Source organism: Streptomyces sp. NPDC088810 (genome assembly GCF_044750305.1).
Taxonomy (GTDB): domain Bacteria; phylum Actinomycetota; class Actinomycetes; order Streptomycetales; family Streptomycetaceae; genus Streptomyces.
Genome location: NZ_JBIVJQ010000017.1, coordinates 141,653 through 153,849, shown reverse-complemented (window position 1 = coordinate 153,849; position 12,197 = coordinate 141,653). Strand labels below are relative to the sequence as shown.

Genomic DNA, 12,197 nt, shown 5'->3' with positions numbered 1-12,197 from the left:
GACCGCATCAGGGCGGAGCTGACCGACTGGGTGCCGAACCGACCGGAACCTCGGGCCCACGGCGCCGGACACACCGTGAACCGGGGGTGGTGCAGGGCTTCAGCCCAGCAGCTGCGGTCGGCCGGCTGTGTCAGGTGGTGGGGTCCCAGAGGCCGCCCGCTGTGCCCCGGGTGAGGTGTTCGGCATAGACGCCGGCTTTCCAGGCGATGAGGGAGCGGCATTCCTGAAGTGCCTTGATCTGTTCCTCGACGCGGTTGAGATGGGTGTGGAGGAGTCGCAGGCGTTCGGTTTCGTTGCCCGGGCCGTGTCGTACCAGTTCGGCGAATTGCTTGAGGTCGGCCAGTGGCATGCCGGATTCGCGGAGTTTGATGCAGATCTGCAGCCATTCGACATCGGCGGTGGTGTAGCGGCGCCGTCCGCCTGTGGTGCGTTCGACGGGTGCGATCAGCAGGTGTTGGCGTTCGTAGAAGCGCAGGGCGTGCACGCTCAGTCCGGTCTGCCGGGCCACCTCGCCGATGCTGAGCGGCTGCTGACGTGTGGGGGCGGTCGTCATGGCGCCCAGCCTACGAAAACTTGATCTAGACCCCGCTCTAGTTCGTAGCGTCGGCGGCATGACCATCACTGATCAGCAGCAGCCGCTCGGTTCGCCCTTCTCCGCCGCCAGCACCGCCGCAGACGTCGTGGCCGGCCTCGACCTCGGCGGCATGAGCGCCGTCGTGACGGGGGGCTACTCAGGGCTCGGCCTGGAGACCACCCGGGTTTTGGCGGCCGCCGGGGCCCGGGTCGTCGTGCCGGCGCGCCGCCCCGACCTCGCCCGCTCCGTGCTCGCCCAGGTGGCGGGCGCGCAGGTCGTCCCCATGGACCTTTCCGACCCTGGCAGTGTGCGCGCCGGTGCGGCACGGATCCGCGAGCTGGTGGACCGGCTCGACCTTCTGATGGCCGTCGCTGGTGTCATGGCTACGCCCGAGCGCCGCGTCGGACCCGGCTGGGAGAGCCAGTTCGCCGCCAACCACCTCGGACACTTCCTCCTCGCCTCGGAGCTGTACCCGCTCCTGGCCGCGGCCGGGGATGCACGCGTCGTCGTCAACAGCTCCGCCGGCCACGCCCTGAGCGACATCCGCTGGCACGACCCGCACTTTCGTACCGACTACGACAAGTGGCTGGCCTACGGCCAGGCCAAGACCGCCAACGCCCTGTTCGCCGTCCAGCTCGATGCGCTGGGCCGCCATGACGGCGTCCGGGCGTTCGCCCTCCACCCCGGCAGGATCATCACCGGTCTGCAACGGGAGATGACCCTCCACGAGCAGATCGAACGCGGCTGGGTGGACGAGGACGGCCGGGTGGTCGGCGCAGGCTTCAAGACACCATCCCAGGGCGCCGCTACGGGTCTGTGGGCGGCTACGTCCCCCCTCCTCGACGGCCGGGGCGGGCTCTACCTCGAGGACTGCGACGTCGCGCGCATATCGGAGCCGGGCCGGCCCATGGACGACGGCGGGGTGCGCGCCTACGCCGTCGATCCCGGCGCGGCCGCCCGGCTGTGGGAGCTGTCCCTGACGGCGACCGGCGCCGCCCCCGTCATCCGGTGAGCGGAAGTACGGCGTCGGCTACGAGATGGCGCAGACGGCTGGTCCCGCCTCTGCCGGAGCCGGAACGTCCTGGAGGAACGCCTACTCGCGGTCGGGTGGTCGAGCCACTCGGTGACGGCGAGGACGACGAGGTCCTGCACGCGGGCGGCTGGTCGTCTCCGTCCTCGTCGGGCTGTACGACCACGAAGGTGTTGGCGGAGTCGTTGAGGTCGCTGATCACCGTGAACAGCGCGTCCGGGACGGATCGTCGATGCGGTCGCCGCTTTCACGGTCGGCGCCGTAGTACAGAGCCCCCATCTGCGGTATCTCCCCTCGCCCCGATCAACCGGTACTGCGGTCAACTTGGCATGCCGGAGCGACAGTTCCCGCCAGTTGCCGAACCGTGTGGCGACCGCCCGGTTGCGCTTGAGGCGGTTGATCCCCCACTCGACCGCGTGCCGGGCCTTGTAATCCTCGCGGCCGTACGAACGTGACGCTGAGACAGCCCGCCCCGCTGTTCGGGCAATGATTGCAAGGCGTGGGATCTTTCCCGTGCGAAGGCCGCCGTCGGCCGGCCGCGGTCATCGCGGAGGGCGGCCATCGGGGTACCGGCCTGCTCATCCCGCACGCCGTGAACGCGGCCAGACCGAACTGCCGGCTTGGAAGGAGAAGCACAACACCTCACACCGGCTCCCGCCCGATGCGAAACCACAGAGGCCCAAGGGAGGCGGCTCCCCACCTCCCCGGCTCGGTGAGTGCTCAGTCGATACAGAACTCGTTGCCCTCGATGTCCAGCATCGGGATGCACGACTCGTTTTCCTCATCGGCATACAGTGTCTGCACATGGGTCGCGCCGAGCGCGACCAGTCGTGCGCACTCCGCTTCGAGCGTGGCGAGGCGCTCGTCCCCCACGAGCCCGGTGCCGACCCGGACGTCGAGATGCACCCGATTCTTAACGATTTTGCCCTCGGGGACGCGCTGGAAGTACAGGCGCGGGCCCACGCCTGAGGGATCAATGCAGGCGGCCCATGATCCCTGCTTCTCGGGGGGCAGGGTGCGGTTGAAATCGTCCCAGGTGGTGAAGCCCTCCGGTGGCGGCGGTATGACGTACCCCAACACCTCGCACCAGAAGCGAGCGAGGCGCTCAGGTTCTGCACAGTCAAAGGTGACTTGGAACTTCTTGATCGCTGACATCGCCGCACCGTACCGCGTACCAGGGGGACCCTGCCGCTCATTTCCCCAGACGGATCCGCCAGCAAGGGACGACGGAGTAACAGCTCTGCACGGACCCGGACCTGCGCTCCGGGCAACGTGCGACCGAGTCGTCACACGGGGGGCGGGACACCGCGGCCGATCCGCGGAGGGGGCCGGCGGCCGTGGGTGAACTGGCCGGCCGGGGGTGTGGCCGCCCTGGCGGGGGAGTATCACCGCGTCGTCGCCCGCGCCGCTGCCGCCAGGGCCGATGCCGTCGCCTGCCGTACCTCTGCTCGTCAGCCGTTCTCGACGCGCTCACCGAACAGCCGACGGACTGGGCGCGCGCCTGTCCCCGCCCCAGTCCCGCAGCTGGCAGATCCACGCGCACTTCCGCCTCACGGCCGGCCACAGCCGCATAGCCGTAGCAGCCCAGCCGAGTGTCTGCTGGGCATCCGGGACCCGCATCCTGCGGGACTACCTCGCTCCACGCGGCGGCACAGTCATCGAACTTGACATGGGCGCGCTCACCCCCGCGGCCGTGTGCGACGAACTCGTCGACCATCGTGTGACAGCCCTCCTTCTTCTACCGGAGCTTGCCCAAACCCTTGATGTTGGGGGCGGCCTGCGGCAGATCATCGGCAGGCCGCGGCGCCTGAGCGGTTCGCGCCGGTTCGAGTTGCTGTCGTAACACTTGTCTCTCAGAGGCGCGCCGGGGCGTCTGCGCGGGTGGCCGGGCATTCCCGTGACGGGCGGGATGCCGTCGACCAGCGACGGGCCGGTGGCCTCGCCTCCCTTGCGCGCGGATGTGGGAGGGCATCCATGCATGCCCGGGTCCACTTCAACAAGCGGTGCCGTTGCTGCTGCGAGCCCCCACGCCCAGGACCTCACCGACAACCTGCTCGGTCGCGCCATCGGCCTGACCATGCTCAACCTGCTGCTCCTGAGCCCAGCCGACGGAGACGACCGAAGCCGGATTCGCCCACCGCGCGCAGCTGCTCCTTCCCGGCCTAATCCTGCTCGGCGACGGCCATCTCCCCCAGGAGAGACCAGTCGTCCTGGGGAACCGTCATGTTCACGATGCGAGGTGTCTCGACCAGGTGGCGCGGCAGCGTCTGCTGTGCGGCCCTGAAGTGTGCGGACTGCACATGAGCGGCACCCGCCTCGTCATCGCGGAAGGCCTCGATCAGGACGTACTCCGTCGGGTCCGCCACACTTCGCGACCATTCGAACCACAGGCAGCCGGGCTCCCTGCGCGTGGCCTCGGTGAAGTCGGCGGCGATCTGCGGCCACCGGTCGGCATCGTCGGGAAGGACTCGGAACTTGGCGGTAATGAAGATCATCGGACTCTCTCCTCGACGCGTGCGCGCTTTACAGGCCCGTTCCTCGTGTTGAGCCCCGTGGCGACAGGATCGTACGGCGCCGACCGACCCTCGCGGCTCCCCACACGCCCGATGGTGCGGGAGGTTGGTTCCTGAGTCTCCCACCTGGCAGTCGGTGATCAATGCGCCACCCCAGGTCACCGGAGACGAATCCGGCAGACAGGCAACAAGCTTGCCCACGGGAGGAGCGAGATAGGGTTACGCGCATGGATGACGCACGTTGGGCAGGACCAATGGGCTTCAGGTAGCCCGCCAGGAAATACCTGGCGGTCGCTGCGAACGGGGTCCCGTGACACGCACCGCCCACCATCTGCCCCGTTCACACAGCCAAGGTGCACACGACTGCTCGTCAGGAACCCCGTGGAGCTCCGTGGTTCTCTATGACCTCAGATACAGCACACACAGCATCACCGATGCGACACGAGAGTCCAAGAGACCCCAACCTCGCCTGGCGCGCCGCACGGTGAATGTCTACTCGTTCGCTCGACACTCGCGGGACCGCTCCGTCGGCCAGTGGTCCGCAACGGAGGAACGCCGGGCGCGACAGCGGCTACGAGCCCAAGTGGGGACTCTGCTGAGGCTGGTCAATTCCACCGCCAACGAACTCGCACTCGATGCCGCGGACACGGTGGACATACCGCCGGCGCGTCATCGCCGTAGCTCGCTCTGGCTCGCCTAACGGCCCCTGTAGAACCACCCCACCCGGCACTGGCCCAGGCCGATGCCTCTTGCATCGGCCGGCCTCGGAGGCTGCCTTCGTGGAGTGATGGAACTCTTCGACCGGGCGCGCTGCCGCTCCTGTTCGGCGTCCTGAAGCCAGGAACCGACCGGATTCGCTGACCTGCCGGCTGCGACGCGGTGCCGGCCTGGCCGCGGTGGCGGCTGTGGTGGCCGCGCTCCCTGCCGACTGCCAAGGGAGGCTTACCGGTTGACCATGGCCCGGGTTTGGGCGGTATACGGTCGCGTCGATGAGCAGGTCCGGGTGACTGAGGCGGTTGGTCTGGGCGTTGGTCGTGCCGGGCACGGAGACGGTGCTGACGGGGCCGATCACGGTGTCGCAGGGGGACCACCAAGTCGCGTAGCGGGGGGAACCCGGGCTCTCGTCGCCCGAGTTGAGTGCAACGAGGAAGCTCCAGCCGATGCGCAACTCGGTGCAGGACGTGCCGAAGCAGCTGTTGGCACGTCGACGCGCTGAACAGGGACCTGGCACCGCTGCGGATCACCGCTCGGGCCGGCGGGCTCGACGCCGGCGGCGACAAGGTCGTCACGCTCAACGCGCTGTCCCTCCCCTCACGCTGATGCTCGTCGCCGTCGCCGCACTCGGTGTGCTCAACGGCGTGCTGCTCGACACCCGCGAGCGCGTCCGGGAGACCGGTGTTCACTAGGCGCTCGGCATGCCCCCCGGCAGACCGTCGCGATGGTCCTCACCTCGGTCGTCCTGACCGGGCTGGTCGCGTGCGCCGCGGCCGTGCCGCTCGGCGTGGCCCTGCACGGCTGGGTCATCCCCGCGATGGGCGACAGCGTGGTACTACGCCTACCCGGTTCCGTCACCGAGCCTCTGTACACCTCATCTGCGGCGGCGGGCGGCTCGTGACAGAAGGCGCTGCGGCTGTCGCGTACGCCGGAACACGTTCGGGCGTCCGGGACATCGTGCAGGGACGAGCGCGGCACCGAACAGCCCGCTCGCAGGAGTCCGTCCCGAACGCACAACTGCTCCTCTCTGCCGACTTCGTGTGAAGGTCACCCCATGCGACCTTCACCATCCGGCACGGGAACCGGACGTTGCAGAGCGACCATGCCCGGCCGAACTTGGCCGAACCTGCAGCGAACCTTGAACTCGCTGCTCAGCTCACGGTGCGCGGTCGACTCGGTGAACACACGGGCCAGCAAGGGGGAATCAGCCGCTGCAGCACGCCTCGGACAGCCCGCAAGGGCGTCACACCGTATCTGCTACGGCCCTCTGACCAGGGACGTACTGCTCGCTAGCATCGCCCCTCATGATCGCAGTGGTCGTCACCATCGGGCTGGCGTTCGTCGGCTATGTCGTCACCTACCTCAACGGCTTGCGTTTGTCGCAGCGCCAGGAACGCCTTGCGCGCGTCAATCGCCAGCTCAGCGACCTCTACGGACCGCTGTTCGCCCTCACGGAAGCCAACAGCCGCACGTTCAGCGCGTTCGTGGAACGTCACGCTCGCCCTGGCGGAGCGTCGCCGTTCGCTCACGAGTCCCCGCCCACCCCTGAAGAGCTCACCGAGTGGCGGCTGTGGGTCACCACCGTCTTTCTTCCGAACATCCAGGCCATGCGCGACCTGGTCATCAAACACGCGGACCTGTTGGGCGAACCCGAGATGCCACCGCTTCTGCTCCAACTGTGCGCGCATGTGTCGGGCTATGAGATCACAGCCGCGCGGTGGGCGCAGGGACACTTCGACCAGCACCTGTCGGTGGTGTCGTTCCCCAGTGAGCAGCTCGCCGCCTACGCGCGCCAGGGATTCTCCGCGCTGAAGAAGGAACAGGCCCGCCTGTTGGGACAACGGCAGGGGGCCTGACCAATGGCAACGACGGCTCAGAGCGTCCTCTACGACAGCCGCCTCAGCATCCGCGGCGCCTGAGCGGCGCCAGGCTCGGGTGGCGCCTGCATCGGTGTCGACCTCACGGCTCGCCCTGACCTGCGGGGCCACCACCACGCACGTGTTGAGCAGGGCGGCCGTACTGAGCAGGCAGACCGTGCTGGCCCAGCTTGCGTGCGAGAGTCACCCGTCCGGGCGTCGGTGCCGGCGGTGTGCCAGAACGCCCCTACGCTGTCGCCGGCGGTCGATAACGTGGCCCTCGTGATGGTGGGAACCGAGGAAACCCGGCTGGTCGTACTGCGCGGCAACAGCGCCTCAGGCAAGTCGTCCGTCGCGGTCGGCCTCCGTGAGAGGTTCGGCCGCGGCCTGGCCCTGGTCGGCCAGGACAACCTTCGCCGCATCGTGCTGCGCGAGCACGACCGGCCCGGAGCGGCGAACATCGGCCTGATCGACCTGACGGCCCGCTACGCCCTGGACGCCGGCTATCACGTCGTGGTCGAAGGCATCCTCTACGCCGACCGCTACGGCGACATGCTCGCCCAGCTGCGCGCCGACCACCGCGGCCCGACCCACGCGTACTACCTGGACGTGCCGTTCGACGAAACCCTCGCCCGGCACGCCACCAAGCCGATCGCCGATGACGTCAAGGAGACGCACCTGCGCGACTGGTACCGGCCGCTCGATCTACTGCCCGGCGGCATCGAGACCGTCATCGGCGCCGACAGTGCCCTGCACGAGACCATCGACCGCATCATGCTCGACACCGGCCTGGCCCGCCTGCCCGCACTGGACTGCTGACCGGGGCACCGTTGCGACACCACCTGGCCGGCATCGCCGAGACGGACGCCCAGCAGGTTCCGCGAGCCCCACGACGTCGTGAACCACACCCCCTTCAGCGGGGAACTGCGGGCCGCCGGCCGCAGGACGCACGCACGCGCACCCCGGGCAAGTAGCGCTGCCTCCGTCCCTGGATCACCAGGCGGGGCCACGGCGTACTCGGCGAACAGCCCCTCCGTCGCTGGAGACCTTCCACCCTGCGTGGCAGCGGAACCCACTGCCCAGGCCTGCGAAGCACCGGTGGCACGGACCCACTGGTCACACCACCTCGCGGCTGATCGAGCCCACGTTGGCGCAGGCCGATCACCCCTCAGGCCCTGGCATACGTCAGCGCCGGCCAGACCCCCTACCACCCCCTGGTGTCACCGCTCGGCCTTCGACCGTGCGGGTGTCTTCCGGTGTGCCGGACGGTGGCCTGACGGGAGCGGTTGCGGGTGCGTCCTAGCCTCGACGGCATGCTGGGGCTTCCTGCTCATGTCCGTGCCTGTCTGTTCGACCTCGACGGCGTCCTCACCCAGACCGCGAAGGTGCACGCGGCCGCCTGGAAGGAGATGTTCGACGCCTATCTCCGCGAGCAGGCGGCGCGCGAGGGAACCGAGTTCGTCCCCTTCGACGCGGTGGACGACTACGACGAGTACGTCGACGGGCGGCCCCGCGAGGACGGCGTACGCACCTTCCTCGCCGCACGGGGGCTGCACCTGCCCGAGGGAACACCGGACGACCCGCCGCAGGCGGAGACGGTGAACGGACTCGGCAACCGCAAGAACGCCCTGGTGCTGCGGCGGATCCGTGAGGACGGGGTGGAACCCTTCGAGGGCTCGGTCCGCTTCCTTCACGCGGCGCGGGAGGCAGGCCTGCGCCGCGCGGTGGTGTCGTCCAGCGCGAACTGCCGGGACGTCCTGGCAGCGGCCGGCATCGAGGACCTGCTGGAGGAACGGATCGACGGAGTCGTGGCGCGCGAACGCCGTCTGCGCGGCAAGCCCGCCCCGGACACCTACCTCCAGGCGGCCCGCAGCCTGGGAGTCGAACCGGGCGAGGCTGCCGTGTTCGAAGACGCCCTCGCCGGCGTCGAGGCCGGGAGGGCGGGTCGGTTCGGCGTGGTCGTGGGCGTCGACCGGGTGGGACAGGCGGACCAGCTGCGCGCGCACGGCGCGGACATCGTCGTACGTGACCTCGCCGAGCTTCTGGAGCCGCGGTGATCACCCATCCCAGCTACACGGTCGAGCCGTGGCGCCTGCGCGAGACCGAGCTGAACCTGGACGTGCTCGCCCAGAGTGAATCGGTGTTCGCGCTGTCCAACGGACACATCGGGTGGCGCGGCAACCTGGACGAGGGAGAGCCGCACGGACTGCCCGGCTCCTACCTCAACGGCGTCTACGAGCGGCACCCGCTGCCCTATGCAGAAGCGGGCTACGGATATCCCGAGTCCGGCCAGACGATGATCAACGTCACCGACGGTAAGATCATCCGTCTGCTCGTGGACGACCACCCGTACGATCTGCGCTACGGCCGGCTGCACGCGCACGAACGCGTTCTGGACTTCCGTACCGGCGTGCTCAGCCGCACGGCGCAGTGGACGACGCCCGGCGGCCGCACCGTCCGGATCACCTCACAGCGGCTCGTGTCCTTCACCCAACGCGCGGTGGCCGCGATCGTCTACGAGGTCGAGCCGATCGACGGACCGACCACGGTGGCCGTGCAGTCCGAGCTGGTCGCCAACGCACAACTGCCCCGCCTGCACGGGGACCCGCGTGTGGCTGCGGCGATCGAATCCCCCCTGATCGCCGAAGAGCACTTCGCCCAGGACACCCGCCTGCGGCTCGTGCACTGCACCACCCACAGCGCACTGCGCGTGGCGGCAGCGGCCGACCATCTCGTCGAGGGCCCCGAGAGCACACGCTGGACGGCACAGAGCGAGCCCGACGTCAGCCGTCTGACGGTGACCGCGGACCTGGTCCCCGGGCAGCCGCTGCGACTGGTCAAGTTCGTGGCCTACGGCTGGTCGGGGGAGCGTTCGCTACCAGCCGTGCACGACCAGGTGGACGGAGCGGTGGCAGCAGCGGTCAGCACGGGCTGGGACGGGCTGCTCGCCGCGCAGCGGGCGTACCTGGACCGCTTCTGGGCCGGCGCAGACGTCGAGGTCGAGGGCGATGCGCAGATCCAGCAAGCGGTGCGGTTCGCTCTGTTCCACGTGCTCCAGGCGGCGGCCCGCGGGGAGAACCGAGCCATCCCCGCGAAGGGCCTGACCGGTACCGGGTACGACGGGCACTCCTTCTGGGACACAGAGTCGTACGTGCTGCCCGTCCTGACGTTCACCGCGCCGGAAGCCGTCGCGTCGGCACTGAGATGGCGGCACCGGATGCTGCCGGCGGCCCGGGAACGCGCGAGCCAGCTGGGCCTGTCGGGAGCGGCGTTCCCTTGGCGGACGATCGACGGCGCCGAGAGTTCCGCCTACTGGCCGGCCGGGACGGCCGCCTTCCACATCAACGCCGACATCGCCATGGCCGCCGTCCGGTACGTCATGGTGACCGGGGACGAGGACTTCGAGCGCCGTGAGGGTCTCGATCTCCTCGTGGACACCGCACGGCTGTGGCGTTCCCTCGGACACCATGACGCGGAAGGCGTCTTCCACATCGACGGAGTCACCGGACCCGACGAGTACAGCGCCATCGCCCGCGACAACCTCTACACCAACCTGCTGGCGCGGCAGAACCTGCTGGCCGCAGCGGACGCGGCCGCGCGCCATCCGGACCGGGCAGCGGAACTCGGTGTCGATGACGAGGAGACCGCGGTGTGGCGGGACGCCGCGGCTCACGTGGCGGTGCCGTACAACGAGTCTCTCGGGGTGCACGAGCAGTCGGCCGGGTTCACGACGCTTCAGCGCTGGGACTTCGAGGCGACCCCGACGGACAACTATCCGCTGCTGCTGCATTACCCCTACTTCGACCTCTATCGCAAGCAGGTGGTGAAGCAGGCCGATCTGGTGCTGGCGATGATGGAGTGCCCGCATCTCTTCTCCGAGGAGCAGAAGGCGCGCAATTTCGCCTACTACGAAGCGCTCACCGTCCGCGACTCCTCCCTGTCCGCCTCCTGCCAGGCGGTGCTCGCGGCCGAGACCGGGCACCTCAGACTGGCCTACGCCTACCTCGGCGAGGCCGCGCTGATGGACCTCGGCGACCTGGAGCACAACACCCGCGACGGGCTGCACATCGCCTCGCTCGCCGGTACCTGGATCGCCCTGGTCGCGGGTTTCGGCGGCCTGCGCCGGTACATCGGCGAAGACGGAAGACCCGACCTGCTCGCGTTCGCACCGCGCCTGCCGGAAGCACTGTCCAGAGTGGCGTTCACCGTGCTGGTCCGCGGACGCAGGCTGAAGGTGGACGTCGACCCGTCCCATGTGCGTTACCGGCTGGTGGAAGGCGAACCGCTCGTCGTACTGCACCACGGGGAACCGATCACCCTGACCACCGACGCTCCACTGGACCGGCCGATGCACCCCTCACCCGCGCGCCCCGAGCCACAGCAGCCACCGGGCCGCCGCCCGGAGGGCCTGCTCACCGGAGAGGAGCAGCAAGCGGGGACGACACAGGACTAGAGACCACCTGCTCGTACCGGTCCGAGGCCGTCGGCCGGCAGCGAGGGCAGAACGAAGGAGTCGAGCACCATCGACACCGCCCGGGCCGAAGACGCGAGCCGGATGTCAGCGGACGGTGGGGCGGTCGCCGCCCGGGACCAGTCGTGCGTGCTGTCCCCGGGGACAGTGCAGGAGTCGCTCCTCGAGCCCCAGCTTGCGCGCCTCGGTCAGGAAGTCGCGCAGCGGAGAACGGAAGACCGTGTAGTCGTCGTAGTGCACCGGCAGGACACGCTGGTAATCCAGACGCCGGGCGAGTTCGGCTCCCTGCGCGCCGTCCATGGTCACGATGAACCCCCCGGGCAGCTGAGTGCCTCCCAGGTGGAGCACCGCCAGGTCGGCGGCGGGGAAACGTTGGGCGATCTCTTCCAAGCCGTCGAAGAGAAGGGTGTCGCCGGAGACGTAGAGCCGCAGACGCGCGGGCCCGTCCACAGGACCGAATTCCAGCATGCTTCCCATGACAGGAGGCAGCAGGCCGCGCAGTACGGGCTGCAGAGCGTGTCGTCCGGGCAGCGATGTCACACGGACCTGCGTCTCGCCGCGCGTGAGCGTGCAACTCTCCCAGGTACGAAGTCCTCCTGCCCTGCGGAACCCCTGCCAGGTACGCAGGTGGCGCGCCGCGTGCCGGGTCGTGACGATCGGTACCGAGCGGTCCAGGTGACGCCTGGCCCGGCGGTCCCAGTGATCACCGTGCAAGTGCGAGAGGACGACCCCGTCCAGGCGGGGCAGGTCCGCCGCGTCGAGGGCCGGCTCGGTGAGCCGGCGGCTGACCAGCCCATAGCCCAGGTGGGCTCGCTCGCCGCGGTGGAGGAAGTTGGGGTCCGTCAGCAGGGTCAGTTCGCCGAACCGCAGCAGGACCGTCGCGTTGCCGATGAAGTGGAGGTCGAGCGCGTCGTCAAAGGTAGTCATAACGGTCCTTGCCCGACGGGTCGCGTCGTCTGAGGTCATCACAATCCGTTCCCGACGGGCCGGGTTCCCCTGACCGGGGCTTCCCTAAGCCGTATGCGGAATACTCAATTCC

General features: G+C 69.2%; 10 protein-coding genes and 2 pseudogenes. 8 read left to right on the top strand and 4 right to left on the bottom strand.

All coding sequences use genetic code 11. The features are described from left to right. Positions 1-130 precede the first annotated feature (130 nt). Positions 131-553, bottom strand: coding sequence for a MerR family transcriptional regulator (locus tag ACIP4Y_RS36760; RefSeq protein ID WP_401400983.1), 423 nt, complete (start codon positions 551-553; stop codon positions 131-133). Between the two features lie 58 nt (positions 554-611). Between ACIP4Y_RS36760 and ACIP4Y_RS36755 the strand changes: the two genes are divergently transcribed. Both ACIP4Y_RS36755 and ACIP4Y_RS36750 read left to right on the top strand, forming a co-directional pair. Then, positions 612-1,586, top strand: a complete 975-nt coding sequence (locus ACIP4Y_RS36755; RefSeq protein ID WP_401400980.1) for an SDR family NAD(P)-dependent oxidoreductase — start codon at positions 612-614, stop codon at positions 1,584-1,586. Positions 1,587-2,089: 503 nt separating this feature from the next. Further along, positions 2,090-2,255 (top strand): annotated as a pseudogene (locus ACIP4Y_RS36750) (IS5/IS1182 family transposase); the annotation flags it as partial. Positions 2,256-2,324: 69 nt separating this feature from the next. Here ACIP4Y_RS36750 and ACIP4Y_RS36745 read toward each other — a convergent pair. Continuing rightward, entirely contained in the window at positions 2,325-2,759 is a 435-nt protein-coding gene (locus ACIP4Y_RS36745) for a VOC family protein (protein ID WP_401400978.1), read from the bottom strand. 143 nt (positions 2,760-2,902) lie between these two features. On the opposite strand from ACIP4Y_RS36745, the pseudogene ACIP4Y_RS36740 reads away from it, so the two are divergent. Then, positions 2,903-3,345 (top strand): annotated as a pseudogene (locus ACIP4Y_RS36740) (amino acid ABC transporter substrate-binding protein); the annotation flags it as partial. Between the two features lie 421 nt (positions 3,346-3,766). Here ACIP4Y_RS36740 and ACIP4Y_RS36735 read toward each other — a convergent pair. Further along, on the bottom strand, positions 3,767-4,099 hold the full coding sequence (locus ACIP4Y_RS36735; protein WP_358646757.1) for a putative quinol monooxygenase: 333 nt from the start codon (positions 4,097-4,099) through the stop codon (positions 3,767-3,769). A 1,456-nt stretch (positions 4,100-5,555) separates the two neighbouring features. Here ACIP4Y_RS36735 and ACIP4Y_RS36730 point away from each other — a divergent pair. The 5 genes from ACIP4Y_RS36730 (at position 5,556) to ACIP4Y_RS36710 (ending at position 11,140) form a co-directional block, all read left to right on the top strand. Continuing rightward, positions 5,556-5,732: a hypothetical protein gene (locus ACIP4Y_RS36730; RefSeq protein ID WP_401400976.1), complete on the top strand. Its 177-nt coding sequence runs from the start codon at positions 5,556-5,558 to the stop codon at positions 5,730-5,732. Between the two features lie 403 nt (positions 5,733-6,135). Beyond that, the gene (locus ACIP4Y_RS36725) at positions 6,136-6,687 is read left to right on the top strand and encodes a hypothetical protein (protein WP_401400975.1); all 552 of its coding nucleotides are present in this window, start codon (positions 6,136-6,138) and stop codon (positions 6,685-6,687) included. Positions 6,688-6,972: 285 nt separating this feature from the next. Then, positions 6,973-7,506: an AAA family ATPase gene (locus tag ACIP4Y_RS36720; RefSeq protein ID WP_401401047.1), complete on the top strand. Its 534-nt coding sequence runs from the start codon at positions 6,973-6,975 to the stop codon at positions 7,504-7,506. 494 nt (positions 7,507-8,000) lie between these two features. Next, positions 8,001-8,744, top strand: coding sequence for a beta-phosphoglucomutase family hydrolase (locus ACIP4Y_RS36715; RefSeq protein ID WP_401400973.1), 744 nt, complete (start codon positions 8,001-8,003; stop codon positions 8,742-8,744). Continuing rightward, on the top strand, positions 8,741-11,140 hold the full coding sequence (locus ACIP4Y_RS36710; RefSeq protein WP_401400970.1) for a glycoside hydrolase family 65 protein: 2,400 nt from the start codon (positions 8,741-8,743) through the stop codon (positions 11,138-11,140). Before ACIP4Y_RS36715 ends, ACIP4Y_RS36710 begins: the two co-directional genes overlap by 4 nt. Before the next feature lie 105 nt (positions 11,141-11,245). Here ACIP4Y_RS36710 and ACIP4Y_RS36705 read toward each other — a convergent pair whose 3' ends face one another. After that, positions 11,246-12,085: an MBL fold metallo-hydrolase gene (locus ACIP4Y_RS36705; RefSeq protein ID WP_358646765.1), complete on the bottom strand. Its 840-nt coding sequence runs from the start codon at positions 12,083-12,085 to the stop codon at positions 11,246-11,248. Positions 12,086-12,197: the final 112 nt, after the last annotated feature.